This window comes from Varibaculum cambriense (assembly GCF_022133705.1).
Lineage (GTDB): Bacteria > Actinomycetota > Actinomycetes > Actinomycetales > Actinomycetaceae > Varibaculum > Varibaculum cambriense_A.
In genome coordinates, this window is record NZ_JAKNHJ010000008.1 from 82,756 (window position 1) to 109,658 (window position 26,903).

The window sequence follows — 26,903 nt, forward strand, 5'->3', positions numbered from 1 at the left end:
AGGTGCTAAAAGGTGGCGCCGCCAGATTTATTACGTAAAAGGAAGGGTTTTAGTGTCTGACCGTCCGCTTAGTGTCGCTGTAGTTGGAGCCGGCCCCGCCGGTATCTATGCTTCTGATATTTTGTCCAAATCTGGTCTTGATGTTGAGATTGACCTCTTTGAACGTCTACCTGCACCCTATGGATTGGTTCGGTATGGCGTAGCGCCCGATCACCCCCGGATTCGAGCCATTATTACTGCCCTCTACAAGGTCTTGCAGCGCGGGGATATCCGTCTGCTGGCAAATGTGAATGTTGGCGGCGAGGATGCCGATATTACTGTTGATGACCTGCATGAACACTATGATGCGATTATTTTCGCTACCGGGTCTGACCGCGATAAACCGATTGATTTGCCCGGTCAGGATTTGCCGGAATGCTATGGGGCTGCCGATTTTGTTTCTTGGTATGACGGCAACCCGGATTATCCGCGTTTTTGGCCCTTAGAAGCGAAAGAGGTCGCGGTTATCGGGGTCGGTAATGTCGCCCTCGATATTGCGCGGGTAATGGCGAAACACCCTGCCGATATGCTCAAAACTGAGATTCCGGAAAACGTGGCGAAAGAGCTCTATAAATCCCCAATTACCGACGTACATGTTTTCGGGCGGCGCGGGCCGGCTCAGGTGAAGTTCACCCCCTTGGAGCTGCGCGAACTCGGGCAGCAGCCGGGAGTAAAAGTTATTGTGTCCGAGGAAGATTTCGAGTTCGATGAAGGCTCGGAGCAGGCGATTGCCGCCTCCAAACAAACCAAAATGGTGGTTGATACCTTAATTAATTACGCCATGGACGAGGATGACCAGGAAGCTGATCGCCGCATCCACCTGCATTTATTCTCTGCTCCTAAGGAGATTTTGGGTGATGAGGATGGGCATGTGCGCGCCCTGGTTACCGAACGTACCCAGCTGAACGGAGACGGAACAGTATCTGGCACTGGCGAACTGCGGGAGACTCCGGTACAGGCGGTTTATCGCGCGGTAGGATATTTCTCTTCCCCGATTGCGGGACTACCTTTCGATAAGCGTCGCGGAGTAATCCCCAATCAGGAAGGGCGGGTGACCGATTTGGAGGGCACTCCTTTGAACGGGATTTACGCTACCGGTTGGGTAAAGCGCGGCCCGGTGGGGCTGATTGGATCCACCAAGTCTGATGCGCAGCAAACTATCGCCCACCTGGTAGAGGATGCGGAAGCTGGCAAGCTGGTGGCTACCGGGGAAGCGGTGGGTCACGATGCCATGATTGAGCTTCTTAAGCAGCGGGGAGTTCCCTTCTCTACCTGGCATGGCTGGGAACTACTCGACGAATACGAAAAGCAACTGGGTGCAGACTTTGGCGAGGTCGAGGGCGGCCGTGGCGCGCGCGAACGAGTCAAGGTGGTGTCCCGCAAAGCTATGAGCGCGATTTCGCGCGGCGAGGACGTACCGGAAGATTTAATCGGCCAGGACGGCGAATAGTTAGCTCACCTGTCTTTTCACCGCTGGTCAAGTTGCAGTTCTTTGGCAGGATTTTGTCAGTATTTGTGCAGATTCACCTGCTAGATTGCGGGTAAACCAGGAGGAACAAATGGGTAAGAAACGTTTTAGTAATGGCTTGAAAACTGGGCTGCTGTTCGCTGTGATGTGGGCGTTGTTGCTGCTAGTTGGCTATCTGATTGCTTATGGTACCGGCAGTTCCGCTTTTATCTGGATTTTTGCGGGTATCGGGTTGATTTCAACCTTCTATAGTTACTGGAATTCAGACAAGATCGCGATTAGATCCATGAACGCCTACCCGGTGGATCCGGGGAAATATCCGCAAATAGTGCGGATTGTTACTGAGCTTTCGCAAACTGCTGGTCAGCCGGTTCCTCGAATGTATATTGCTCCTACTTCGGCCCCTAATGCCTTTGCTACGGGACGTAACCCGCAGAATGCAGCGGTTTGCTGTACTGAGGGGATTTTACAGCTCCTCGATGAGCGTGAGCTTCGCGGGGTTTTGGCGCACGAGTTGATGCACGTCTATAACCGCGATATTTTGACTTCTTCGGTGGCCTCAGCCATTGGCGGTCTGATTACTTCGGTAGCGCAAATGTTGTTTTTCTTTGGGGGTGGGCGCCGCGACGGTGACAATAACCCGCTTGGCGGGTTGGCGATGGTGCTTTTGATGTTGTTAGCTCCGATTGCCTCAATGTTTACCCAAATGGCGATTTCTCGCACGCGCGAGTTTGACGCAGATGAGACCGGTGCTGAGCTTGCGCGAGATCCTTTAGCTTTAGCCAGTGCTCTAAAGAAACTTGAGGCGGGAACGGTGGCACGTCCTCTGCAGAGTAATCCGCAAACCGAGAAGGTTGGTTTCATGATGATTGCTAATCCTTTCCGTGGAAAGGGGATGAAGCATCTGTTTTCTACCCATCCGCCGATGGATGAACGGATTGCGCGCCTGGAAGAAATGGCGGGCTACAGTCGTTAATCTGGTTTTCGGCGCTGACTAAAGGGTTTGAATATATGCTTGCCTTATGGCAAGTGATACTCCCATTCAGGTACACCAGATTGACGCTGAATACTCGCTAGCTGAAATTACTGATTTTGGGGCGCAGGTGCTCTCTTGGACTCCGCGGGGTCAAAATCCAGTTGTTTGGCTGTCTCCCCAAGCCAGTTTTGCGGGGGACACTACCGTGCGGGGAGGAATCCCGATTTGTTTGCCCTGGTTCGGCAATCCCAGGTTTTCGCCGGCAGCCCCGGCAGGTGCAGCTGGTAATCATGGTTTTGCGAAAACTACTGTTTGGGAGCGGGATGATAGCGCTTCCAGCCTGGCGGCGCAACTTCCAAGTGGGCAAGGAAATGATTTAGGCACGTCACAAATGCCTGGTAATGGGGGCAAGCAAGCGGGCGTAGGCGCTGAAGCGAGCTATAAAGTGCTGACCTATTGCCTGTCACATAAAGGCGGAGAACTATTTCCCCACGCTTTTTCAGCACAGCTAACAATCGAGGTGGGTACGACTCTACGGCTGATGTTGGAGGCGGTAAATACCGATGATCACCCGTTCACATTTGAGGCGGTATTCCATACCTACCTGGGATTTAGTGATTTAAGGCAGTGTGAGCTTCACGGTCTGGAACACGCAGTTTTCTTAGATACCTTAACTGATAAGAAAGCTAGTGAAGACCAGCCGATTACTTTTAATCAGTCATTTGACCGGATTTATGATTCCCCTTCTGACCTGGAAATTTATGATCCAGCTTGGGGGAGGAAGATTTGGTTAAAGAAATCGGGATCTAAATCCACTATCGTGTGGACACCGTGGAACCGGTTTATTAAAGATTTTAGCGATATTCCCGACCAGGAAGTTTACCGATTTGCCGGAATTGAGTTTGGAAATGTGCGCGAAAATGCGTTTTTGCTGCAGCCAGGTCAAAGCCACCGGCTCGCCATGGAGATTGGAGTAGATTCCCTAGTTGATCAGGGGTAAGTAGCTTCTAATCGGCACTTATTTGCCTGGGGATATTAGCCCCAAAATACTATTTGAACTGATGATGCTTTATTGGGGGGCGCTGCTTGGCAGCGCCCCCCAATCACATGCAATAGGGCTATTGACCTAGCTGCTGGAGTTTACTCGTCAGCACTAGCTAAAGCAGCTACCGGGCTGGCTTTAGCGGCTTGGCGGCCGGGCAGCACCGAGGCTAGGAAACAGAACCCTTCGGTTACCAGGATTATTATTCCCAACCACAGCCACGGGATTTGCACGTGAATGTCTTTCGAACTTATAAAACCGGTGAAAGGCATACATTGCATCACGAACCATGAGAACAGTATCGACAGTGCAATCCCTACGATCAGCGCCCCTAAGCCGATTAGCATCCCCTCGGTTAGCAGCATGGCGCGAATCTGTTTTTGAGTAAAACCAACTGCCCGGAGGAGGGCGTTTTCGCGTTTGCGATCTACTACTGAAAGACTCAAAGTGTTCGCTACCCCCACCAGGGCTACCAGGGCAGATACTCCTAATAGCGATAGCAGAATAGTCATCAGTACTTTAAGCGTCAGATTTATGGAAGCCGTAAACATTACCCCTCCAGTTTCAGCTAAAGAATCTGCTGGAGCCAAGGTTGATAGATCCTGTATATCTTCTATAATCTCGGTAGGCGTTTTTTCCATATCCATTTTGAGGATTACGCCTGCCGGGTTTTTCCCGGTTTCACTGGGGGTAATACTGTCTAAATCTGCTCGCGACAGTACCAGATAGGAGCCAAATGCAGAGCTAGGGAAGGCCTGATTCTCCTGTGGAGGAGCCTTTAAAGCAACTGTCAGTTTCTGTCCGCTAGCAAAAGTTAAGGTCACCTTGCTAGGGTGTTTCCTCTCGTCCTCGGTCATCAGCCAGGCGGTGCCTTTTTGAGGGGTTTTAACCTGATGACGTAATACCGCCTCGGGGTTATCGGGCAAACCGACCGCTAAAACTGACCGGTTTTCGGGCTTTTGGTTGCCGGAATCGGTGTCAACAGCATCCGAAGTGTTTCCTGTTTCCCCCTCTTCGGGAGCCGAGCTGGCTGTTGCTTCTTTCTCGTCCTCGTAGGGTTCCGCCTGTTCGAGCGCTAAGTTCAGTTGAACCGGTTTATCGTGTTCATCGCGAGCTTGGGTAATCGTGCGCGAGGGTAGGGAAGCGACCTTATCTACGCTCTGCAGCTTCGGTAGTTTCTTGGTTATCTCCTCCGGCATCTGGTGGGATTCGTTTACGGCAACTAGCGACATATCCACTGAAAAACGGCGGTTTAGTTCATCAGCGATGGTGCTTTGTAAAGATATCGTGCCTACCAGAATAGTGGCCATTAAGGTCACTCCTAATACCAGGGCAGTTCCGGTAGCTCCAGTGCGATTAGGATCGCGTTTTACATTTTCTCCTGCTAGTTTGAAAGTAGCAGAGCGGGAGGCAAAAGGCCGCGTTAAAGCGGCAGTGAATGCCGGAAGGAAACTGCGGCAAGCTAGCAGAGCCGCCAAGAAAATAAATAGGCATCCCCCCAGGGCGCAGCTCAGCGCGATGGTCATAGCTTGATCGTCTTCCTGCCCCTTATTTAGCCATGCAAACGTCCATAACCCGGCTCCCACCAGTGTAAACAGTGCCATAAACACGCCGCGCACAATATGGCGTTTCTTCTTGCCCATTTTGGTTAGCTCCATGGGGTTCAAGGCAGCTACCGGCAAGATCTTCGCTAGTCCCAGGGTGGGACGCATCCCGCCAATCAAAGGCACGATGATCCCGGTTAAGAGCGATACCACTGCCGGGGTGAAACCAATTACTTGGGCAGCTTGGGTAAAGGAGCCAATCATTCCGGTTGCTACTGCCACCACAACCGAGGCAGTCCACCCTAAGGCAGTTCCCAGAAGGGCAGCGATTACGCCCACCATAACGCATTCGGAAAATGCGGAACGCCTGATTTGAGAAACGGTAGCCCCCACGCAGCGTAGCAGGGCGGTTTCTCGCCTCCGCCTAGCTAGAACCACCTGGAAAGTTACGGAAACGATTCCAATACATACCAGCACTGCTAGCAGCGGGAACGCTAAGGAAGCCGCCTGCATTGCCACAGATTTGGCCAAATCGGAATCGGAGGATTTTTGCAATTCATCTACGGTAACTACCCAGCCATCTTGGGAAAGCAGTTTATTGTCATTTAGGTATTTACCGAGTTTTTGCACTACCGCTTTCGGGTCTTGCTGGGTGTTTATCAGGATTTTTGCGGGTGATTTCTTTGAAAAATCGCTAAGTTGTTTGGTTAGCTGGGCAGAGTAATACACATCCGGCAGGTTCCCGATTCTCATAGTGGCATCTTGCTTAACTGTGCCGGTAATCGTAACCGGAATGGTTTTTTCTTTCGCGCGGTGCTCGTGTAGTAGCTCATCGGTTTTCAGTTCAATCTGGTCACCGATCTTGGTTTTGCTATTTTCCAGGTAGCTTTCGCCTAAAATTATTTCATTTTTCCCGGTAGGATAACGTCCCTCAGCTAAGGGAGGACGATAGTAGCCTTTAGGCAATAGTCCTGTCCCGGACAGATAAATGTTTTTCTCATTGATATTGGCGAGCGTAACTAGATAATAAAGCGGCTGTAAGTCAAGGTCTTTGCCGACTGCGTTACGAATAGCGTCTTGTTTTTTCAGAATAACTTCATATTCGTTATCGGGTGTGTTTTCCCAGCTTACGGTGCCCTGTATGGCCTGTGAGCTATCGGGGTTGTCTAGGTCTACCTCTCTGGTTATCTGTACCTGGGTATTCTGGTTGAATTGGGTTTCTCCTACCCCCATCACCCAACTCATTACGGAGGCAAAACTGCTGGCTCCGCAAATAAAAACACAGCAAATAATGATGGCGATGGCGGTTGCTACATATTGGCGGCTATGCGCTTTCAGGTTTGCTTTTGTTAAAAACAACATTTAGATCACCTGCGCCAGTTCTTCACGGCTGGGTTGGTTAAGTTCTTGGGTTACTTGCCCGTCGCGTACCACCAGTACCCGGTCAGCTACCGAGGCGGCGCGGGCATCGTGGGTTACCATCACTACGGTTTGTCCCAACTTGTCTACTGCTTCCCGCAGCAGTTTTAGTACTTCCGTTGACGAGGACGAGTCTAGGTTTCCCGTGGGCTCGTCAGCTACCAGCAGGGCTGGTTTGGCTACCAGGGCGCGAGCTACCGCAACCCGTTGCTGTTGTCCCCCTGATAGTTCTGCCGGTTTATGGGTTAGACGGTCTTGTAAATTGAGGATTTCGATAATCTGTTTTTCCCACTTAGGGGCAGTTTTCTTTCCCGATAGTAGCGCGGGCAGATGGATATTTTCGGCAGCCGTCAAGGTGGGGATCAGGTTGAATGATTGGAAAACAAACCCGATATGGTCGCGGCGAAATTTGGTGAGTTTAGTGTCGTCCATAGCGGCCAGGTTTTGCCCGGCAACTGTAACTATTCCGCTGGTGACCGCATCTAGTCCCGCTAAGCAATGCAGCAAAGTTGATTTGCCGGAACCGGAAGGTCCAACGATGGCTGTAAATTGACCGGAGTAAATATCCACGTTCACCCCGTTGAGGGCGCGTACTTCTACTTCTCCTTGCCGATAAATCTTGTAAACATCTTTTAAGCTCACTAAAGAACGTCTATTGGCTGGTGTTTGCGGATAGTTTCCATTTTGAATCATGGCTGCTCTTTCTCTAGTTTGTTCGTTCTTGTCTAATAAGTTATTTTCTTTGACCAGGGCTCACCATCACTTAGGCAATGATTTTTTCTTATAGTTAGCTCTACCTGACATAGGGGATTGGGCTACACTGCCGCTCCGGTTAAGTGCCATAAACGTCCCGATCTGTACTAATACACTTACCGCTAACATGGCTGCCATCGGGGCAGTAATCTTTAGGGTTGTTTGTAGCTCTTCGCTTACCCCTAAACCGCCATTAGCTACCAGTGAGGTTAAAAATAGGATTACCCCCAGGATTAGCTGGCTGAATCCGAAAATATAGGGCAAGATTATTTCCCACCATTTTGCTCTGCGAATAGTACGTGGCGGGCATCCTAACTGGAGCAATAGGGCTTTTTGGGTTCGGCTTTGCTCATTATCTGCAGTGGTGCTCACGGCTACGCAAAGACAGGTGAGGGCGGCTACCAAACCAGCTGTAATAAGCCATCCGCTGCGAATATCGGTTTGCAGCAGGGAAAGAAACTCGCCCTCGTCACTTAAAAGTGGCTGCCAAGCCCCGGCGTTCTCGCTGGAACTGGCGGGGATGGGTTCGCTAGATCCTTTCCAAAGATAGGGAAAGATAGTTAAGAACATGAAAGTTAGCAGGTAGCTAAGCGCTAAGGATAGTACCGGGGTGATTGATACCCAGTATCTTTGCGGGTGGAAGCGGATATTTCGGACCGCTAAAAGCAAACTTAAGTGGCGGGTGTGGCTGAGCGGCCAAACCGCTAAGGAGAGGGCATTTGCTGGTAAAAATATTCCAAAAATCCAGGCGAAAAGTAAACAAAATAGGAATATCACTACTGCTAATAGCAGGGGAGTTAGCGGGATAATCAACGCTATCCCCGGAATCGAGACCAGGCAGGCACCGATAATTATTAATCCTATTGTTGGCCCGGACAGTTCTCTGACCCTACTGCGGGAGCGTGGGTAGCGGGGAATGCCAGTGTATTTACGGGTTAAGCTCAGCGCTTTCAACAGGGGAACTATGGCTAATACTAAGAAAACTATTATTACTGCCTTAATTGGCGGGATTAAGTTCAATCCGCCTAGAGGTATTCCTAATAGTTTCAGCTTTCCTAATAGCGGCGCGGATGCACGGTAAAGTACTACTCCTCCTAGCCATCCCAGCCCCGCATAGGCGAGCGTCGATACTGCAGATACGGCCAACCTGGTGTGAAAGGGTGCCCCTAATTTTCCTAAAGTATTTAATAACTCAGCTAATCGTCGTTCATCTAGGGTTAAACGGTTCCACCACAAAATAGTTAAGGGAAAAATAATCAGAATCACCGCAGCGGCGAACATTAATCCGTACAGTACGGTGACTACGTCTGCTATCTGGTTCCCTAAATCCGATTCATGCAGGGAAAATAAGTCTTGTACCGAGCCAGCACATTGGGAATCTGCTCCCGAGGGACAAAAAACTCCCAGACGGAAAGCTGCTTTTATTCCTCCTAGCAGCAAACAAATACTATAAGCAGTCAAACAAGCTGAGAAAAGCGACAAAAACTCTGCGGTTTTAGGATACCGGAACCGCCGCGACCAGCTATAAACAAGTTGTAGGGTTCGCATTTAGTTTTCCCCAGGATTCTCCGGCAAAGACGTTTTGGCTCTATCAGAAACTATCAATCCGTCCCGTAAAGTAATCGTGCGTTCGCACCAGCTGGTGTCCTGGGAATTAAGACTAGTTACCAGCAGGGTAGCTCCCATTTGATGAGCGGCAGTAGATAGCACCTGCATAGTTTCTTGCGCGGTTATCTCATCTAAGCGGTCGGTCGGCTGGTCAGCGATAATAACTTCTGGTCTGCCGACTAGGGCGCGAGCCAGAGCTACTTTTTGTCGTAACGCTGCCGATAGATTCCCACTTATTTGACTGGCAATGGTTTCTAAACCCAGTTTTTCTAGTTCTCTTTGGGCACGAGACATCGCCTCGGCGCGCCCTATTCGTTTTAACAGCAGTGGTAAGGCCACATTTTCCCGTACACTCAACTGGTCTACTAGCTGCTCTGATTGGAAAACAAATCCAAATTTTTGCCGGCGTAGTGCCTGTAAATCTCTCCGGGAGTAATCTTTAAGTCGGCTACTTCCCAAATAAATTTCACCACTAGAGGGCGCAATAATTCCGCTGAGCAGGTAAAGTAGCGTAGTTTTTCCTACCCCGGATGGCCCGGTAAATGCTATTTGGCTGGCAGTGGGAATCTGTAAATCAATCCCCGCTAAAACGGTGCGTGAACCATAAACTTTAGTCAATGCGCGGGTAGATATATCCATATTCTCTATTGTTGTGGGCCGTTTCCAATCCGGTTAGCCTCTTAGAGCTAGTTTTTAGGTAGTGCTAGCTCTACCTAAATAATAGTGAGCGCGCTCTCCCGGAATGCTAGCACTTGCCAATAGGATAGAAATATGCAGCGAATAGATCCCTTTTTCCAGGGAATAAACGATAAAAAACGGGTGGCTCCCCGCATGGCGCTGCTGCTAGGGCCAGCCTATTTTGCAGTAGAACTCTTAGCGCTGCTAGTGCATTTAGCGTTCATGCTGATTCATCCTAAAAAAGCTCGCATCACCCTCGCCAATTACACTTGCGCAGTGCGTTATCGCGCCGGAGCAATGCTCGGTAAACCGGACGCGAACATTTGGCATCTTTGGGCGATCCCGGGGAATGATTCTTTATTGACCGGAGAGGGAAAACTTACCCCACCAGCTAAAACTAGCCGAGACATCCCAATATTACTGTTTTGCCTGTTTGTTAATGCGATTAGTTTCTGGGCGTTAGTAATTTTAGGCTGCCTGGTAACTCAGTTCTTTCAGTTCTATTTCCTACGGCTGCTAGCGCCACTATCGCTGGGGGACGGTCAGCCGGATTTAATCGCGACCATCGGGCTTTGGCTGGTATTTAGCTTAGGGGCGGCTATTTATCCGCGAATCATCTATTCGATTGCGCAAGGCAATCCGATGGACGAGCAAGAAATCCGGCAGCTGCATCGTTCTCGCCGGGAAATCGTGGATGCTTTCGAGATTGAACGCCGCCGGATTGAACGTGACCTGCATGACGGGGCGCAACAATACTTGGTGGCAGCGTCCATGAAAGTGGGAGAGGCAGAGCTTTCTCTTAGCTTACTGGAACAAGAATTGGCGAAGGCTGCGGCTTTAGAGGACACCGATGCTAGTCAAAACCAGCTGGGAAAAGCATCTGGGGAAGCAGTTTTGGGTGAGGACGCGCCTCCTACGGAACTAGCCGGTACTTTAGAAAGCTCGGTAAAACGGGAATCAGTCTCCTTGCCGCAGTTCAGCGCAAAAATACAGGAGGTGCTGTCTTTGCTGCGGCAGGCACAGGACGCTAACGATAGATCGTTAGTGGCGCTTAGACGCACAGTTGCGGGGGTACATCCGAAAGTATTGTCTGACAAGGGACTGGCGGAGGCAGTGCGAGACGTGTGTGCAGATTCTCCGGTACAAGTTGAGATGCATGTCCCGGAAGAGTTGCCGTCTCTGCCTGCTGGAGCGGCTGCTGCCGCCTATTATTTGGTGTGCGAATCTTTAACTAATATCGCCAAACACGTTGCAAATCCTAAAGCATCTTTGCTGATAGTTGCGGGTTCTTCCCTGGTTATATCCATAGTGGATAATGGGGGCGGGGGTGCGGAAATTATTCCGGGACACGGCTTGGCAGGTTTGCAGGCGCGCCTAGAGGCTTTCGGGGGAAACTTGCGGATAGTTTCGCCTGTGGGCGGGCCAACAACGGTGCGTGCCGAAATTCCGATTTTAATTCCTAACGTTGAGGAGGACGGCTTTGAAAATCATCTTGGCTGATGACGCGACTTTGATCCGGGAGGGCTTAGCGGGGCTACTGGAGCGACTAGGGAATCAAGTAATCGCTCAAGCCGAGGACGCGCCCTCCCTGATAACAGCGGTTGATCAGGTCTATAGCGGCGACCAGGTTCCCGATGTGTTGATAACCGATGTGCGAATGCCTCCGGGTATGAGTGACGATGGCTTGCGCGCCGCCGTACAAATTCGGGAAAAATATCCTGACCTGGGAATCATGGTTCTCAGCCAGTATGTGGCTCCGGCTTATGCGGCTCAGCTTTTTAGTTCCGAACAGTTTTCACTGCCGGGAAATCATGCGGGTGGTACCGGTTACCTGTTAAAAGAGCGGGTCTCGCGGGTGGCAGATTTTTTGAACGCTTTGCAGACCGTAGCCGATGGCGGGGTAGTGGTGGATCCGGAAGTAGCGGTCAAGTTGGTGCGGGAACGCGGTTCTGCTCTTTCTAGTCTTACTCCTCGCGAAAGCGAAGTTTTAGAGCTGATGGCGCAAGGTTTAGCGAATGAGGAAATCGCGGCGAAACTGTTTCTATCCGGGGCGTCGGTGGCTAAACATATTGCGAATGTGTTCATGAAGTTGGGTCTAACCCCAGATGAACCCAACCGCCGGGTGAGAGCCGTCCTCGCCTACTTGACCGCCACCGGCTTGCGGTAGGTACGCGAACCGGTGGTTCCCGTTTTGAGCAGTGGAAATAAGCTTAAAACAGTTTAGCCAACCGCGTTTAACTCTCTATTATGGCTGGCTCGATTTCTTCACCCTGCCTAAATAGTCGTTGTATCTGATAATCAGAATCTAAGAGCATAAAGCTAGGTTTGCAGCCAGCAGTAAAACGAGTAGTTACCCCGGGAGCGTCCTCGGGAATAGAGGCTGCCTGTACCGGGGTGCCCACGCAGGCACGAATCAGTTTCGCTAGGGGGATTTGTCCGCGCCGAGCAAAGAGGGCGAACTGATTGAGCAGGCAGGAAGCCCCACCCGAGAGGGTATCGGTTCCATCCAGATAGCAGGCTCCGTTCTTTACTTCAACCTTTAATCCTCCCAGAGTGTATTTACCGGGGGGCATACAGGCGGCCGCCAGCGCATCGGTTACAAAGAATAGGGAAGCGTCGGGGAAAGTAGCGAACATATCTTCCACCAGTTCTGGTTTCAAATGATGTCCATCAGCGATAACCTCAACACCTGCTGTTCTGTCTTTTGCCGATCGTAAGAACTCGATAATCGGACCGGGAGAACGGTGGTTAATCGGGGACATGGCGTTAAACAGGTGAGTAACAGTTTGCGCGTATCCCTGCCAGTTAAGTTCGCTGGCGGTTTTAACCGTGTAATCCAAAGCTAGGCGGGCTTGATCCTCGTTACAGGAAGTGTGACCCCAGGAGGGAACCGCTCCATATTTGAGTAACAGTTTCGCCGCCTCGAGGGCATTATCGGTTTCCGGTGCGATAGTCATGGTTTTAAACCAGCCTTGACCAGCCTGAAGCCAAGATTCAAGCTCCGTTAAATCAGCTGGGCGGATAACTTCTGGGTTTTGCGCCCCACATTTTGCTTTCGAGATAAAAGGACCTTCTAAATGCAAACCCGCAAGCTCGCCTTTTTCGCAGAAAGGAACCAGAGCTTTGATATAGGGCAGGGGGTCTGCCAGAGAAACCAGAGAAGCAAATAGGGCGGTTGTGCCTCCGCTGCGGTGAGCTTTAATCGCGGTAGCTATTTCCTCGGGGTTAGTGGTGTCGGGGAAAGAAAATCCGCCACCTCCATGGCAGTGAACATCGACAAAACCGGGAACAATGAGCGGCCAATTTGCGTCAGGAGTTCCCGGACTGACCTCTGCTAACTGGTTGCCATCTAGAACTAGTCCGCTTCCAATCTGGTTTCCGAAACCATCAAAAACTCGCCCTTTTATCGTGGTCATCTCGGTTGCTCCCAACGCCGCTGTTAAAGTTCAAACACTCTAACTCTACGCCGGCTGCTGCACCTTAACAATGCTGCTAGTAAGGGAAACAGCCAGGTTAATAAGGATGCTGGCTATTGATAGTTCATCAAAATTGGGTTTTTCCACTTCTATTGGGTATTTGTTTACCAGGTTCGCAAGGTGGTGAGGCTATCTAGCTTGTTAGTATTGAGTAGTAGTTTTTCAAAATCTGGTTTCAAAGGTGATTAATATGGCGGTTACTAAAGCAGTTATTTTGGCTCGCGGACTAGGTACCCGGATGCGCGCAAATGACGAATCTACTAATCTGTCTGGCGAACAAGCCGCCGCCGCTTCGGCAGGTACCAAGGGATTAATTAACGTCGGACGACCTTTCTTAGATTACGTAATCAGCGCCTTTGCTGATGCTGGAATTAAAAAGGTCTGCCTGGTAATCGGTCCAGAACATGATGCGTTTCGTAACTACTATGACAACGTAGAAAAGAATCGGGTAACCATCACCTATGCAATTCAAGAAGAGCCGTTAGGAACGGCAAATGCGGTCGCGGCTGCCGCAGATTTTATTGGTGAAGATCGCTCCTTGGTTTTAAACTCTGATAACTACTACCCCTTGCCGGTATTAAAGCAATTGGTGCAAGCCCCGGGCCTCGCGGTAGCCGGGTTTTCGCGGGCAGAGTTAATCGCGAACTCTAATATCGAGGCAGAACGGGTGAAATCTTATGCGATTATGGATGTTGGGGATGGGGTGTTGCAGAACATTATTGAAAAGCCCTCTGACGCAGAAATGGCAGCCCATCCTGATGCCCCAGTCAATATGAATTGTTGGCTATTCGATCAGAGTGTTATCACCGCTTGCGAAAGTATTGAACCCTCGGTGAGGGGAGAATACGAACTGACGGACGCAGTACGGTACCTGATTAGAAACGATTCCAACATTGAGGTCGTTCCAGTGGCTTGTGGGGTGCTGGATATGTCCTCCCGTAAAGATATAGGTGCGATTAAAGACGCTTTGCAGGACGTGGAGGTTAGTCTTTAAGGACCTTAGGCAATCAGAAAGTTCTGTCTCCGTATGTCAACTTAGTTTGGTATTTTTTTAGCTACGAAAATATTTCATTTTCATATCAAATTCGGGAAAATTTCAGGGAGAATCCAGTTTTGCTATAATCCTTAGTGAGTTTTCAATGACTCGCATTGTAGCGGGTCAGCTCAACAAGGAGGTTTGATTTGTCGCGTAAGCTAAAACGGAGTATTGCTCTCGCTGGCGTAGTCGCAATGGCATCATTGGGGCTAGCTGCCTGTGGCGGTGCTGATGACAAAGCCGGTTCTGCAGACAGCAACGAAAAGGTAGAAATTGAATACCTACACCGTCTTGACAATGCCGATGATGCAGTAAAAGTTCAGACGATTGTTGATAAATGGAATAAAGAAAACCCGAACATTAAGGTAACCCCGAAGAAATTTGATGGTAAAGCTCAAGAGCTAATCAAGAAAGTACAGACTGACACTGACGCAAAGAATGCGCCTTGTCTGTACCAGGCCGGTTACGCTGACTTGGCCGAACTTTACGTAAAGGGTCTAGTACAGGACGTTAGCAAGTATGCTACCCAGTACAAAGACAAGTACCTGCCCGGTCCGTTCGATTCGATGGCGGTAGACGGAAAGTACCTAGGACTTCCGCAGGATACCGGCCCGCTGGTCTACTTCTACAACAAAGCAGAATTCGACAAGCTGGGTCTGAAAGTACCCACCACTTGGGAAGAATTCACCACCACCGCGAAAGCTGCCGCTGAAAAAGGCAAGTACATCGTGGCCTACGAAGGTGACGAGGGTGCCCAGATCTTCTCCGCTATGACTGCCGCCGCTGGTGGTCAGTGGTTCGGGGTAGAAGGCGATGCCTGGAAAGTTGATACCACCGATGAAGGCTCTGCGTCCGTTGCTGCTTTGTGGCAGAAACTACTTGACGAAAAGTCTGCAAAAGTAGTTGGTCGCTGGGCTGACGAATGGGCTCCTGCTGTTCAGAAGGGCGAAATCATCGGTACTATCGGTGCCGCTTGGGAAGCTCCGCTGATCGCTGGTGACGCTCCTGACCAGTCCGGTCAATGGGCTATTGCTCAGCTACCTGGTGGCGCATCCGGCCCCGACGGTGGTTCCGGTGTAGTAGTTTCCAAGACCTGTGAGCATCCTGAACAGGCCATGAAGTTCAACGCTTGGTTTAACGAGCAGGTTGATGATCTAGCCAGCCAGGGTCTGGTTGTAGCTGCGAAAGCAACTCCTAAAGCTCCTGATTACGCGAAGTTCTATGGCGGCCAGGACGTAATTAAAGAGTTCACTACTGCTAACACCAATATGAAACCGTTCACCTTCCCGCCCAGCTGGTCGGTACCTCAGGGTTACCTCAGTGGTGAAGGCGGCGCTGCTGCTGGAGACGGCACCATGAAGGTTGCAGACGTGTTCAAGAATTCGGGCGATCAGCTCAAGGACGCCTTGAAGAAACTGAATCTGGAAGTTAAGTAACTAAGTTTCAGGCTTAGTTGATGTTCTTGGATACCGGATGTACCCACGTAACATCAGGGAGGCACCTACCATCCCGCAAAGTTGGTAGGTGCCTCCATTTCTATATCTGATATTTCGTAGATTATTTTTACGGATTTCAGACCGTATTACCGTATATCCCAAACTGTTGAATGAAATAAAATATACGCATCCACTTTCTGGTGCATACCAATAATCTTTAATACAAATACGTGGGGATTTAAGCATGAGTGCTACTAAAGTAAAAAAGCGTGAACCAGCAGGTAATGCTGATACGCTCCCACCTGAGGCAGGGGTCGCAAAGGAGCGAAAGACGCCTCGAGCAAGAAAGGAAGCGTTGACGGGCTGGGCGTTTATGGCTCCGTTTACGATTCTGTTCCTGTTTATTTTTATCCTGCCGATTTGCATATCGGTATTTTCTAGTTTTTTCCAAGTTAAAACACAAGGTGGCGGCGCATTCGGTGGGGGTGAATCTCAGAGTGTTTTCGTCGGTCTCGAGAATTATCAATACGTTATTTTCTCCGGAGCCTTCTGGGCAGGAATCGGCCGAGTTATCCTGTACACCATAGTGCAGGTACCAGTGATGATTATCGCTGCTCTCGCTTTGGCGCTACTCATTGATTCCCTAATCGTTCGCCACGTAACTGTTTTCCGTTTAGGTTGGTTCTTGCCCTATGCGGTACCAGGGGTAGTTGCCGCTATTATTTGGTTGTGTATTTATACCCCGGAAGTCTCTCCGCTTAACTCCCTGGTCGAGGCTTTCGGCGGAGACCTTACTATTAACTTCTTTGGCAAGAAAATGATTTTGCTTTCCATGGCCAACATGACTACCTGGACCTTTACCGGCTACAATATGTTGATTTTCCTGGCAGCTTTGCAAGCTATTCCCCATGATTTGTATGAGGCGGCTCGTCTTGATGGCGCCAGTAGCTTCCAGATTGTCACCAAGATTAAAATCCCGATGGTGCGGGGAGCAGCCCTGCTGGCAATCCTGCTGTCTATTGTGGGAACGATTCAGCTGTACAACGAGCCAGCGGTGATGGAAACCAGTCAAAAGTGGATGGGCTCTGCCTATACACCGATGATGATGGCGCTTAATACCGCGAAAGGATATATGTCGCCTTCAGGGGACGGGCCGGCGTCTGCAATCGCCATCGTTATGGCACTAATCGCCGGTATTTTGGCAGTTGCTTATTTCTTAGCCGATCGGAAACTAGGTGGTAGTAATGACTAAGAAAACCGCTGTTACCCCTGGTGGGGTCGAGTATCGTCCCTCTATCAAGGGCTTACAATCACGATCCTTGAAACCGGCAATGTGGTCGAAAATCCTTGCCATATTGGTGATGGTAATCGTCCTAATCTATTTCATTTTCCCGATTTACTGGGTGATTATCGCTTCTACCAAATCTAATGCCGAGATTTCCGGATCCTTCGGTTTCTGGTTCGCTCCGCATGATGATTCTGGGTCTGTTTGGGAAAGTACCAAAGCTAACTATGCTGGGCTTTTGGGATGGACCAAGAACATGGTTTGGCGCTGGATTGGTAACTCCCTGTTCTACTCAACCGTTGCTGCCACCATCGGAACCCTGGTAAGTGTTATGGCGGGCTACGCACTGGCGAAGTTCAAATTCCCCTTTAAGAACGGTACTGCCGGGATTATCATGGCCGGTCTGCTGATGCCGGTTTCGATTCTGACCGTTCCTATGTATGTGATGTTCTTGCACATGGGACTGAATAACACGATGGCATCGATCATTGTTCCCTGCTGTGTATCGCCATTCGGGGTATTCCTAGGGCGCGTATATGCCCAGACTTCGGTACCAACCGAGCTGCTGGAAGCAGCCCGGATCGATGGGGCAGGAGAATTCCGGATCTTCTTCGGGATGGTTTTGCGTCTACTAGCACCCGCTATGGTGACGATCTTCCTGTTTATCTTCGTAGCTACTTGGAATAACTTCGTGCTGCCACAGCTGATGATTTCCTCCGAAGAGCTTAAACCGATCACCTTGGGTCTATATGGTATGGCTTCCTACTTCGCGCCGCCCTATGGACAAATGATGATGGCATCGTTGTTCGGTATTATTCCGCTGATTGTGCTGTTCCTGGTACTGCAAAAGTACTGGCAGTCTGGTCTGGCAGCTGGTGCGGTGAAGGGATAAACAGATTAGTTCCTTATAGCATCTGCTAGATGCTCATCTAAATAAAGGTGGGAGGCTCGAAAATCGAGCCTCCCACCTTTATTTGCCCTGGGAACCCAACTCTTCCCGTGTACTAGTTTTTGGGCTACGTTAGCGTTACTGGTGATGCTGCCGGTCTTTAGGAGAGTAGGCTAAGGCTATTGCATAGCGCGCTGGAGGCACTGTTTTCAGTCTCATTTATCCTCGCTGCTACTTAGGGGCAATCTGTCGAATTAATATAGATAGACTTAGGGGAAAGGCTGAATCTAGCTATTGTTGTGCAATCTTTCGTATCCTTATCTGGTGCACAATGATAATCCCGAATACTCTCCTTCGATCCTACGTCGCTTAAACCCAGAAGTACTGGCACCAGCCGGTAATCTCGATACCCTAAAAACTGCTATCGATTTCGGGGCAGACGCGGTTTATTGCGGCGGGAAAGCTTTCGGGATGCGCGCGGCTCCCCGCAATTTCAGTCTCGAAGATTTCGAGGACGCGACTACCTATGCTCACCAGCGAGGGGCGCGGGTTTATGTAACCTGCAATATCTTGCCGGACAGTGACGAAGTTGTAGCCATGAACGAATATATGGGGCAGCTGGGAGAGATTGGGGTAGACGCCCTCATAGTTACCGATATCGGGGTTTTAATGGCAGCGCGCCGGGTTGCTCCCGATACGGATATTCATATCTCCACTCAGGCGGGAGTGACCAACTATCAGGCAGCTGAAGCCTTAGCAGCCCTGGGGGCTAGCCGGGTAGTCCTGGCACGAGAACTTGATTTACCGGCAATCCGGATGCTGCGCGCTCACGTTTCCCCTGAACTTGAGATTGAAGCATTTGTACACGGCTCAATGTGTATGGCGTTTTCGGGGCGCTGTCTGATTTCCCAACACACCACCGGGCGAGACGCTAACCACGGGGACTGCGTGCAAGCATGTCGCTATAAATACCACGTGGTGGAAGAGAAAAAATCCGGGAACATTATTCCGGTGGAAGTAACCGATCAAGGCTCTTTCCTATTCAACTCCCAAGATATGAATATGGTCGAACACGTAGCAGACGTGATAGATGCCGGGGTTACCAGCTTAAAGATAGAAGGACGCGCTAAAAGTGCCTACTATGTGGCCGCCATGGCGAATGCCTATAAATGCGCGGTTAATGAATATATGGTGCAACGCGGTTTCGAAAATGCGCAAGGGCAAGAACTTAAACCCCTTATTCCCAGTGAAGAGCCAGGGGACAAGATAGTTCTGCCTGATTGGATTGGCCAAGAGCCCTATAAGGTTACCCATCGGGAATACTCAACCGGTTTTTATTATCCCGAGAACCCGGCCAGTGAATCCATTACCAAAGGGGGATATATAAATACCTGGCGTTGGTTAGGTAGCGTTCGCGACTACCGAGCAGATGAAGGTCGGGTCTATATATTAGCGAAAAATAAAATAACCCCCTTGATGCCTATCGAGTTTTTAATTCCTGGTGCAAGGCCGATTGAATACCAAATCCCTGATCATGATTTATGGGATGAATTTGGGCATGAAGTACCAGAAATCAATCATCCTGCACACGAGTTTTCTTTCCCGTGTCCATTGCCGCTACCAGCTGGGGCAATGATTCGTGCCAAAGTGCGTTAAAGACGGGAAACCCTATCGTTAATAACCCTAAAACTGCGATCGATTGCTGCCGATAGCTACTTAGAAATCCTGGTAACAGAACATTGAAAATGCGGGTTCGGAAAACAATAGGTTTTCCGAACCCGCATTAGAGGTTTCACTATTTAATTAATTATTTCAGGTACTACCCCGATATATCAGGCAACTAGCATTTGGTTACGTAATCAAAACGCCCTGACAATTAGGCGTTCTCTACATCGGTATCTACCCACTCGAAGGTGCGAGTTACCGCTTTCTTCCATAGACGGTAGTTGCGGTCGTATTCTTCGCGATCTTTACCCGGCTCCCAGCGTTTGCCTTCTGCCCAGTTATCAATCACGTCCTGTTCACCGTCCCAGAATCCTACGGCGATACCGGCAGCGTAAGCTGCGCCCAAAGCAGTAGTCTCTAGTACCTGAGGACGAACCAGAGGCACACCCAGCTGGTCAGACTGGAACTGCATAACCATTTCGTCCTTGGTCATGCCACCATCTACCCGCAGCTCTTTCAGCTCCACGCCCGAGTCCGCTACCATCGCGTCGAATACTTCCCGGGTCTGATACGGGGTTGCTTCCTGTACCGCGCGCGCAATGTGTCCCTTGTTGTTGTAGCGGGTTAGACCCACAATCGCACCCCGGGCATCGTCCTTCCAATAGGGGGCAAACAAACCGGAGAATGCAGGCACAAAGTAAACGCCACCGTTGTCGTCAACTGTGCTGGCCAGCTTCTCGATCTCTTCCGAGCTCTTGATCATTCCCAGGTTGTCGCGCAGCCACTGTACCAGCGAGCCTGCAACCGCGATCGAACCCTCTAGGGCGTAAACCGGCTTGTTATCGCCAATCTTGTAAGCAACGGTAGTTAGCAAACCATTTTCAGAAAATACCGGTTCTTCACCAGTATTCATTAGCACGAAGCAACCAGTACCGTAGGTGTTCTTGGCCATGCCTTTCTCGAAACAGGCCTGACCGAAAGTAGCAGCCTGCTGGTCGCCCAAAATACCCGAAATCGGGGTGTCAATCAGCAAGCCGTTCTTACGGCCATAACCGTAGACCTCCGAAGAGGAGCAAATCTCTGGCAGCATCGACATGGGAATCCCAAAGTCTTTGCAGATGTCTTCGCGCCACTGGAGGGTGCGAATATCCATCAGCATGGTACGGGAAGCGTTGGTGACATCGGTCTTGTGCACCCCGCCGTTCACGCCGCCAGTCATATTCCACAGTACCCAGCAGTCGGTGTTACCAAACAGCAGGTCTCCGGCTTCTGCCTTTTCGCGTGCGCCCTCGACATTATCCAAAATCCACTTGATTTCGGGACCTGAATAGTAGGTAGAAAGGTCAAGCCCGCAAATATCCCGGTACTTTGACATTCCCTCCTCGCCTGCGAGTTCCCGAATAATCTGCGAGGTGCGGGTATCTTGCCAAACGATCGCGTTATATACCGGCTCGCCAGTATTCTTGTCCCAAACCACTACGGTTTCCCGCTGGTTGGTGATTCCTACTGCGGCGACCTCATGTCGGTTTACCTGGGCTTTTTGTAGCGCATCAGCCACGCAGGCGCGAATGTTGTCCCAGATTTCAATCGGGTTGTGCTCAACCCAACCGGCCTTCGGGAAAATCTGTTCGTGTTCTTTTTGTCCTACTGACACGATCTGTCCGCCATGGTCGAACAGGATCGCGCGCGAGGAGGTTGTCCCCTGGTCAATGGCCATTACATATTTTTTTTCGGTCATATCTCTTTTCTTCCTTTAGGGTTCTTTCTATTTGTCTTTAAACAGTCTTCCTAAACTTCCTAGGCAGCCATTCCCACGCCGACTACGATCAGCGGAGTGATGATGGCACCAATCGTGGGTCCAACAATCGGTACCCAAGAGTAAGCCCAGTCAGCGTCCGGCTTTCCACCCTTCATCGGGAGTATGCTGAACATAATACGCGGCCCCAGGTCACGAACCTGGTTGATGGCGTATCCGGTAGGACCACCCAAACCAATACCGATGACTACGATACAGAGGGCAACCGCCAAGGGGCCGACCTGAGTCGGGGTACCGCCAGATACCATCACAAAGGTCAACAGGCCGAAGGTACCGATGATCTCGGTGAGGGTGTTCCATCCGTAGGAACGTACCTCGGGAGCAGTAGAGAAGCACCACAACTTGGGGCGAGGATCTTCCATCTGCAGGTCGAAGTGCTTCTTGTAAGCCAAGTAGGCGATTAGCGCACCAACCATCGCTCCCAGCAGTTGGGCAACGATATAAATACACACGTTCGTCCCAGTAACTGGAATGCCGCCATCAGCGATACTGGGACCATTTAGAGTTACCTTGCTGTCCAGTCCGTGCCAAACAGCTCTCATGATGGTTACTGCGGGGTTGAGGTGACCACCGGTCTTATAGGCAGCGTACACACCCATGTACACTGCCAAACCCCACCCGAAGTTGATCATTAACCAGCCGCCGCCGTGACCTTTCGATTTCAAAAGGTTGTTGGTACAGCAGGTGCCAACACCGAACATCAAAAGAATGGCGGTGCCAAAAAATTCTGATGCGAAAATCTCACCACTACCTGGGGTGGCTGTTGCCATTGGTACCAGGAGATCATTCAATGTCGCAAACATACGCGCTCCTTTGCGCTAGGTTATGGGATTATTTTTTATTCAGTTTTGTTAGGTCATGGTTAAAAGTGAGAAATCTTCTGCGATGCCTCTCACTTTTTCCCAATGGTCTACTTCCATTTTTTGCTTTCGGACACTAATGTTCAACATAGTAGAACAAACGTGCGTACATAAGCCTCGAGGTGAGATTTTTGTCAAAGGAAGTAAAACCAACCGAGGATCAGTTTACCGAAGAGAATGTCAATAGAGATGAATTGGCACGCGCTGCTGCGCTGGCTTATTACGTACAGGGACAAACGATGGAGGCCATCCGCCGTCGCATGGGAGTGTCCCGCTCTACGGTATCCCGCCTGTTGTCATATGCCCGCAAGCGCGGAATCGTCACCATTTCGGTGCAAACCTCAAATACGCCGCACACCCGCTTAGAGCGACAATTGCAGGACCGATTTGGGATAAATGTACACATAGTGGAAATGCCTCCCGACACTACCCAAAACCGCGTCCTCGAAAACGTTACGAAAACCGCTGCTCAAATGTTAGGGCAGATGGTCAATGACGGTGAAGTAGTAGGGATTGCCTGGGGGAACACCACTACCGAGATGGCCGGTCACATAACTCAAAAGGACGTCGATAACGTCACCTTGGTACAGCTAAATGGCGCGGCTTCCACCGAAACTTCCGGTATCGCGCATGTAGGCGGGATCCTAGCGCGCATGGCTTATCAGTGGAAGGCTAATATCGTACAGTTCCCGGTTCCCGCTTTCTTTGATGATCCCGCTACTAAAGAGGCGCTTTGGCGGGAAGGATCGGTACGGCGCGTCCTCAACTGGCAGGAAAAATGTACTTTAGCAGTGTTTAGCGTAGGGGCATTACGGGCGGAAATTCCTTCCCACGTTTATGCCGCCGGTTACCTCTCACGCAGCGAGTTAAACAAATTGGCGCTGGATAAAGTAGTGGGGGATGTTTGTACGGTACTTATCAGGCCGGACGGATCCTGGAGTGATATTTCCTTAAATCGGCGCGCCACTGGCCCTAGCCCCGATCAGCTGCGTCGTATTCCTCGGCGTTTTTGCGTGGTTGCGGGGAAGAACAAAGCACAGTCCCTGCTAGGAGCGCTTAACGCGGGGGTGGCTACCGATTTGGTTTGCGATAAAGCGATAGCGGAAAAGGTTTGGGCGCTGGCAAAGTCCTAGAATAGAGCCATGGTAAAAACCGATTTCACTGACGCTTGCGAGTGGATCCCTCCCCACGCCGACCATCTACCCACCCAGCCAGTTCCGGCTTGGTATCGAAGCAATGAAGTAGCCCCTGGTAGTGGCGATAGCGCGAAAATCCCGGCTTTGCAGGATATGACCACTATCAAAGTTGGGGGAGTGCCCGCCGATTTTATCCCGGTTGATACCGAGGATGATTTCGTGGCGGCAATTCGCGCAGCCGATAAAGAACGCCGTCCCCTGTTGGTGCTAGGGGGCGGTTCTAATCTGCTTTGTGCCGATCAGTTAAATGATTTGGTAGTTATCCAAGATCGGCGCAGCGGGATTAAGGTTACCGAAGATACTGCTTGTGGGGGCGCAATGGTTAGTGCCCCGGCTGGTCAGTCCTGGGACGAGTTCGTGTGTGGGTGCATTGATAATGACCAGATGGGTTTAGAGGCGCTTTCGGGGATACCGGGAACGGTGGGGGCAGCCCCGGTTCAAAACATTGGCGCCTATGGTCATGAAGTGGCCGAAACCTTGTCTACGGTGCGGGTTTTTGATCGTATCCGGGACGCAATCCGGATTTTGCCGGTCGGGGATTTACATCTCGGCTACCGCACCTCGATTATTAAACGCTCCCTTCACGATGAGCAGGCAGGAGGCGGACGTATTTGGACTAATACCGGGCGTTACGTGGTGCTTTCTGCCGATTTTCAACTAGCTCATGCTTCATTGTCTGCCCCGATTGAATATCAACAGCTGGCTGACAAGTTGGGGGTAAAACTGGGGGAGCGTGCCGATATGCGGGAAGTCCGCCAGGCAGTTTTAGAGCTGCGCCGCTCCAAAGGAATGGTACTTGACCCTGCCGACCCCGATACTTACTCTTGTGGTTCTTTCTTTACTAATCCGATTATCTCTAACGAGGACGCGCTGAAGCTTCCCGCCGCGGCTCCCCGTTTTCCGGTTTATGATTTACAGCTGCGTAATTCCGTTACCGGAGTGGCTCCGAAACTTGAGGGAGTGGTGAAAACTTCTGCGGCCTGGCTGATTTCGCACGCTGGTTTTTCTAAAGGTTTTTCCCTGGATTGTGCGAATGGAGATGACCTTCCGGTGAGGGCGTCACTATCTAATAAACACGTCCTGGCGCTAACTAATCGCGCCTCAGCTTCTAGCGTCGATATTGCGCAGCTGGCAGCCACGATTAAACGTGGGGTGTGGGAAAAATTTGGGGTTGAACTGGTAGAAGAACCAGTCCAGGTAGGATTCTAAAAGTTTGGGGGTTTCGGATATTAATCCGAAACCCCCAAACACTATTTATTTAAGCTATAGATTCAATAACCGATTAGTGAATCTATTATTCGGTTTCCAGCTTTGCCGCTTCTATTTCCTTGTTATCAGCTTTTTTATTGAAGAAAGCGAGGGTGAACGCACAGGCGGCTCCCAAAGCTGACACCAAAATGGTTATCAGGAATAGTTTTCCAAATAGGGGAGCTGCCGCTTCCATCGAGCTGGCTTTATTGGCTTGTTCAACAATCTTGCCTGCCCAGGGATTTGCCCAGAACACCGGGGCATAAGCCAGGAAAGAGCCAACGGCCATTGCGGAACCGTTAATAGCTGCTGGTAAATGGAGCTCGGCGACTGGGGCTAGAATAACGGCTTTACCCATGAAAACCCCGATTGCCATCACCATAAGCAGAATCATTGAAATCCACATAGCAGATTCATTTACCGGCAAAACATAGACTAGACCAGCACCGATAGCGGTAACTGTCAGGGAAACTCCCATCATGACGGTAGATGATTTGAAAATGTAATCAGCTACTACTCCCGAAACCAAGCCGGCGAATACCCCGACTAGACCGGTGTTGAAGATACCAAAGGCACCCGAAACTCCATCTGAGGCTTTGAAAACGATAGTCATATAGGGAGCGGAAGCATAAATCAGGTGAACGTATGCCCAGTAAACACACATGGCGGCCAGTCCAGCTAGCCAGACCCGGGGACGCATTAGCACTTTACCGAGACCTATTAGGGCGGCGAGATTGTCCGAGTGGGATTCCTCGTGAGCAATAGCGTTGGAAGGAACCATCTTCAGTAGGGCAATAATCATGGGGATTAGCAATAGTGCGTACGCCATAGCAAAAATCCACATGATGGTTTCTTTATTATCTGGACGCCAGGCAATTAGCCCTACTACCAGTAGATTCATCAGCATTTCTGATCCGCGGCGAATGGTTTCCAAAAGTCCCATTGCCAGGCCGCGTCCTTTGCTATTTTCGTCAGAGGTTACGAAAGAAACCCCGTTCACTACGGCGGGCCAGCCGATGGCATCCCATACCGCCCAGGAAATAGCAATAGCAATCATTACTTTGAAAGACAGGTTGGGTACCAGGAACAAAATCATGTAGGTGACTAGTCGCCATCCGCACCAGGCAATCAAAATATGCTTGATTTGGAAACGGTTGTTTATCCAACCGCCCGGCACGTATAAGAACATGGCAATCCCAATCCAACCCATCAGGGTTCCGAATTGGCCTTCGGTAATGCCAAGCATTGCGCATAGGGGCAACAGTAAAGCGCCCTTAAAAGCCTCGAAGGAGGAATAGGGAATCTGACCTGACATAACTACTGTCAGGTAGGAACCTATTTTTCCGCGACTCAAAAAATGCGGCCAGCGCGAAGTTTTTGTCTCGGTAGTAGACATATTTTTCCTTTCATTTAAGGGAAAATCATATTGATTTGGTTGATATATTTATTGGTTGCTTGAAACTCGTGGTAGATAACCGAGTTTTTTGGGGGGGGGGTAATAGTTGATTGATTGAATTAATTACGGGGAGGAATCAGGTGGGCAGTATCGGTGAATACCCCGGTTACGCCCCAATTGAATAGTTCATTAGCCCGGGCAGGAGAGTTCACTGTCCACACGTTTACCCCAAAACCAGCATCTCTAAATGCCCGCACTTTTTCACGGGTTAAACCGGTGTCCTCGGGGTGGATATAGCTAGCCCCCACCAGTTCTAGAACTGAGCGCCAATCATCATAGAGGGCGCAAGTCTCATAGAGACACCCCAGGGGAATCTCCGGGGCGAGGGCGTGGAATTCGGATAGCAGTACATGGTTGAAGCAAGAAACAATAACTTCTGGTCCGTCTAGACGCTTTAGTTCACTGATTACGGCCTTTATGAGCTGGCGGGTCATGGTGGCGCCGGCTTCATTCGACTTTATTTCGATATTGGCGTTCAGTCCGGTTTCGTTCATAAAATCCACGAGTTGATGGAGCGTTGGTAAAGGCTCCCCCGCAAACTCGGGACTAAACCAACTACCGGCATCAATGCTGGTCAGATCTTTGGCAGTTAATTCATAATAACCACCAGTTTTGTTGGTGGTGCGATCCAAAGTAGTGTCATGGCAAATAATGGCAGTGCCGTCACCTAAAATATCAACATCGGTTTCAATCCAGTTAAGCCCATGTTCAACTACTTTTTTGAACGCTGACATGGTGTTTTCGGGAGCTAGAGTGTTTAACCCCCGATGCGCAAATACCCGGTTTTCTAGTTTCATTTATCAGTAGCCTTTTCGTTACCAGGTTGCCCTCATTGGCAGACCTACATTAACTATTAGAACTTTACGAAAATAATATAAGAAAACCCTGGATAAAAACTGCTGCACATTTTTTCTGCTCCCTAAAAATAAAATTAGAAAATGTGCGAGAAGTAAAAATCGGGGTTAATACCTGAATTGTGTGTATAAATTCGTTGTTTTTTGGGGTTTGATCAG

At 50.1% G+C, this 26,903-nt stretch carries 21 protein-coding genes; 12 read left to right on the top strand and 9 right to left on the bottom strand.

Features of this window, described 5'->3' with window-relative positions; translation table 11 throughout:
- Positions 1 to 52: 52 nt before the first annotated feature.
- The 3 genes from L0M99_RS05275 to L0M99_RS05285 all read left to right on the top strand — a co-directional run bounded on the left by L0M99_RS05275 (position 53) and on the right by L0M99_RS05285 (position 3,483).
- Positions 53 to 1,489, top strand: a complete 1,437-nt coding sequence (locus L0M99_RS05275) for an FAD-dependent oxidoreductase (protein WP_024060045.1) — start codon at positions 53 to 55, stop codon at positions 1,487 to 1,489.
- 109 nt (positions 1,490 to 1,598) lie between these two features.
- Positions 1,599 to 2,483 carry a zinc metalloprotease HtpX gene (gene htpX, locus L0M99_RS05280; RefSeq protein WP_024060046.1) on the top strand — a complete coding sequence of 295 codons (885 nt, stop codon included), beginning with the start codon at positions 1,599 to 1,601 and terminating at the stop codon, positions 2,481 to 2,483.
- A 46-nt stretch (positions 2,484 to 2,529) separates the two neighbouring features.
- On the top strand, positions 2,530 to 3,483 hold the full coding sequence (locus L0M99_RS05285) for a D-hexose-6-phosphate mutarotase (protein ID WP_024060047.1): 954 nt from the start codon (positions 2,530 to 2,532) through the stop codon (positions 3,481 to 3,483).
- Positions 3,484 to 3,623: 140 nt separating this feature from the next.
- Here the strand turns inward: L0M99_RS05285 and L0M99_RS05290 are convergent, their stop codons facing one another.
- The 4 genes from L0M99_RS05290 to L0M99_RS05305 form a co-directional block, all read right to left on the bottom strand.
- A complete protein-coding gene (locus L0M99_RS05290; RefSeq protein ID WP_024060048.1) occupies positions 3,624 to 6,431 on the bottom strand; it encodes an ABC transporter permease in 2,808 nt (935 codons plus the stop codon).
- Positions 6,432 to 7,181, bottom strand: a complete 750-nt coding sequence (locus L0M99_RS05295) for an ABC transporter ATP-binding protein (protein ID WP_024060049.1) — start codon at positions 7,179 to 7,181, stop codon at positions 6,432 to 6,434.
- Between the two features lie 66 nt (positions 7,182 to 7,247).
- Positions 7,248 to 8,702: a hypothetical protein gene (locus tag L0M99_RS05300; protein WP_238128000.1), complete on the bottom strand. Its 1,455-nt coding sequence runs from the start codon at positions 8,700 to 8,702 to the stop codon at positions 7,248 to 7,250.
- 87 nt (positions 8,703 to 8,789) lie between these two features.
- Positions 8,790 to 9,488 (bottom strand): ABC transporter ATP-binding protein, encoded by a 699-nt coding sequence (locus L0M99_RS05305; protein ID WP_024060052.1) that lies wholly within the window; start codon positions 9,486 to 9,488, stop codon positions 8,790 to 8,792.
- 132 nt (positions 9,489 to 9,620) lie between these two features.
- On the opposite strand from L0M99_RS05305, the gene L0M99_RS05310 reads away from it, so the two are divergent.
- Both L0M99_RS05310 and L0M99_RS05315 read left to right on the top strand, forming a co-directional pair.
- Positions 9,621 to 11,027 (top strand): sensor histidine kinase, encoded by a 1,407-nt coding sequence (locus tag L0M99_RS05310; protein ID WP_024060053.1) that lies wholly within the window; start codon positions 9,621 to 9,623, stop codon positions 11,025 to 11,027.
- Positions 11,008 to 11,694 carry a LuxR C-terminal-related transcriptional regulator gene (locus L0M99_RS05315; protein ID WP_024060054.1) on the top strand — a complete coding sequence of 229 codons (687 nt, stop codon included), beginning with the start codon at positions 11,008 to 11,010 and terminating at the stop codon, positions 11,692 to 11,694. The genes L0M99_RS05310 and L0M99_RS05315 overlap by 20 nt, the downstream gene beginning before the upstream one ends.
- 67 nt (positions 11,695 to 11,761) lie before the next feature.
- Here L0M99_RS05315 and L0M99_RS05320 read toward each other — a convergent pair whose 3' ends face one another.
- Positions 11,762 to 12,943, bottom strand: a complete 1,182-nt coding sequence (locus L0M99_RS05320; RefSeq protein WP_024060055.1) for an N-acetylglucosamine-6-phosphate deacetylase — start codon at positions 12,941 to 12,943, stop codon at positions 11,762 to 11,764.
- Between the two features lie 250 nt (positions 12,944 to 13,193).
- On the opposite strand from L0M99_RS05320, the gene L0M99_RS05325 reads away from it, so the two are divergent.
- From L0M99_RS05325 to L0M99_RS05345, 5 genes are all read left to right on the top strand, one after another.
- The gene (locus tag L0M99_RS05325; RefSeq protein WP_024060056.1) at positions 13,194 to 13,997 is read left to right on the top strand and encodes a sugar phosphate nucleotidyltransferase; all 804 of its coding nucleotides are present in this window, start codon (positions 13,194 to 13,196) and stop codon (positions 13,995 to 13,997) included.
- A 188-nt stretch (positions 13,998 to 14,185) separates the two neighbouring features.
- Positions 14,186 to 15,475: an ABC transporter substrate-binding protein gene (locus tag L0M99_RS05330; RefSeq protein ID WP_024060057.1), complete on the top strand. Its 1,290-nt coding sequence runs from the start codon at positions 14,186 to 14,188 to the stop codon at positions 15,473 to 15,475.
- Between the two features lie 244 nt (positions 15,476 to 15,719).
- Positions 15,720 to 16,727 (top strand): carbohydrate ABC transporter permease, encoded by a 1,008-nt coding sequence (locus tag L0M99_RS05335; protein WP_024060058.1) that lies wholly within the window; start codon positions 15,720 to 15,722, stop codon positions 16,725 to 16,727.
- Complete coding sequence (locus L0M99_RS05340) at positions 16,720 to 17,652, top strand: carbohydrate ABC transporter permease (RefSeq protein WP_024060059.1); 933 nt, start codon at positions 16,720 to 16,722, stop codon at positions 17,650 to 17,652. The genes L0M99_RS05335 and L0M99_RS05340 overlap by 8 nt, the downstream gene beginning before the upstream one ends.
- A gap of 321 nt (positions 17,653 to 17,973) precedes the next feature.
- Complete coding sequence (locus L0M99_RS05345) at positions 17,974 to 19,305, top strand: peptidase U32 family protein (protein WP_024060060.1); 1,332 nt, start codon at positions 17,974 to 17,976, stop codon at positions 19,303 to 19,305.
- Positions 19,306 to 19,525: 220 nt separating this feature from the next.
- On the opposite strand, the gene glpK is transcribed toward L0M99_RS05345, so the two are convergent.
- Both glpK and L0M99_RS05355 read right to left on the bottom strand, forming a co-directional pair.
- Positions 19,526 to 21,052, bottom strand: a complete 1,527-nt coding sequence (gene glpK, locus L0M99_RS05350) for a glycerol kinase GlpK (protein ID WP_024060061.1) — start codon at positions 21,050 to 21,052, stop codon at positions 19,526 to 19,528.
- Between the two features lie 59 nt (positions 21,053 to 21,111).
- Complete coding sequence (locus tag L0M99_RS05355; RefSeq protein ID WP_038110627.1) at positions 21,112 to 21,900, bottom strand: MIP/aquaporin family protein; 789 nt, start codon at positions 21,898 to 21,900, stop codon at positions 21,112 to 21,114.
- A gap of 221 nt (positions 21,901 to 22,121) precedes the next feature.
- On the opposite strand from L0M99_RS05355, the gene L0M99_RS05360 reads away from it, so the two are divergent.
- Together L0M99_RS05360 and L0M99_RS05365 are read left to right on the top strand one after the other, a co-directional pair.
- The gene (locus L0M99_RS05360) at positions 22,122 to 23,123 is read left to right on the top strand and encodes a sugar-binding transcriptional regulator (RefSeq protein WP_024060063.1); all 1,002 of its coding nucleotides are present in this window, start codon (positions 22,122 to 22,124) and stop codon (positions 23,121 to 23,123) included.
- Between the two features lie 9 nt (positions 23,124 to 23,132).
- Positions 23,133 to 24,395, top strand: a complete 1,263-nt coding sequence (locus L0M99_RS05365; protein WP_024060064.1) for a UDP-N-acetylmuramate dehydrogenase — start codon at positions 23,133 to 23,135, stop codon at positions 24,393 to 24,395.
- Between the two features lie 85 nt (positions 24,396 to 24,480).
- Here the strand turns inward: L0M99_RS05365 and L0M99_RS05370 are convergent, their stop codons facing one another.
- Both L0M99_RS05370 and L0M99_RS05375 read right to left on the bottom strand, forming a co-directional pair.
- Positions 24,481 to 25,830 carry an MFS transporter gene (locus L0M99_RS05370; RefSeq protein WP_024060065.1) on the bottom strand — a complete coding sequence of 450 codons (1,350 nt, stop codon included), beginning with the start codon at positions 25,828 to 25,830 and terminating at the stop codon, positions 24,481 to 24,483.
- 119 nt (positions 25,831 to 25,949) lie between these two features.
- Complete coding sequence (locus L0M99_RS05375) at positions 25,950 to 26,687, bottom strand: glycerophosphoryl diester phosphodiesterase (protein WP_024060066.1); 738 nt, start codon at positions 26,685 to 26,687, stop codon at positions 25,950 to 25,952.
- Between the last annotated feature and the right edge of the window lie 216 nt (positions 26,688 to 26,903).

Coding starts and splice junctions, on each gene's coding strand:
- L0M99_RS05325 (WP_024060056.1), top strand. CDS start 13,194: ATGGCGGTTACTAAAGCAGTTATTTTGGCTCGCGGACTAGGTACCCGG.
- L0M99_RS05305 (WP_024060052.1), bottom strand. CDS start 9,488: ATGGATATATCTACCCGCGCATTGACTAAAGTTTATGGTTCACGCACC.
- L0M99_RS05295 (WP_024060049.1), bottom strand. CDS start 7,181: ATGATTCAAAATGGAAACTATCCGCAAACACCAGCCAATAGACGTTCT.
- L0M99_RS05340 (WP_024060059.1), top strand. CDS start 16,720: ATGACTAAGAAAACCGCTGTTACCCCTGGTGGGGTCGAGTATCGTCCC.
- L0M99_RS05290 (WP_024060048.1), bottom strand. CDS start 6,431: ATGTTGTTTTTAACAAAAGCAAACCTGAAAGCGCATAGCCGCCAATAT.
- L0M99_RS05365 (WP_024060064.1), top strand. CDS start 23,133: ATGGTAAAAACCGATTTCACTGACGCTTGCGAGTGGATCCCTCCCCAC.
- L0M99_RS05285 (WP_024060047.1), top strand. CDS start 2,530: ATGGCAAGTGATACTCCCATTCAGGTACACCAGATTGACGCTGAATAC.
- L0M99_RS05370 (WP_024060065.1), bottom strand. CDS start 25,830: ATGTCTACTACCGAGACAAAAACTTCGCGCTGGCCGCATTTTTTGAGT.
- L0M99_RS05355 (WP_038110627.1), bottom strand. CDS start 21,900: ATGGCAACAGCCACCCCAGGTAGTGGTGAGATTTTCGCATCAGAATTT.
- htpX (WP_024060046.1), top strand. CDS start 1,599: ATGGGTAAGAAACGTTTTAGTAATGGCTTGAAAACTGGGCTGCTGTTC.
- L0M99_RS05320 (WP_024060055.1), bottom strand. CDS start 12,943: ATGACCACGATAAAAGGGCGAGTTTTTGATGGTTTCGGAAACCAGATT.
- L0M99_RS05375 (WP_024060066.1), bottom strand. CDS start 26,687: ATGAAACTAGAAAACCGGGTATTTGCGCATCGGGGGTTAAACACTCTA.
- L0M99_RS05310 (WP_024060053.1), top strand. CDS start 9,621: ATGCAGCGAATAGATCCCTTTTTCCAGGGAATAAACGATAAAAAACGG.
- L0M99_RS05335 (WP_024060058.1), top strand. CDS start 15,720: ATGAGTGCTACTAAAGTAAAAAAGCGTGAACCAGCAGGTAATGCTGAT.
- glpK (WP_024060061.1), bottom strand. CDS start 21,052: ATGACCGAAAAAAAATATGTAATGGCCATTGACCAGGGGACAACCTCC.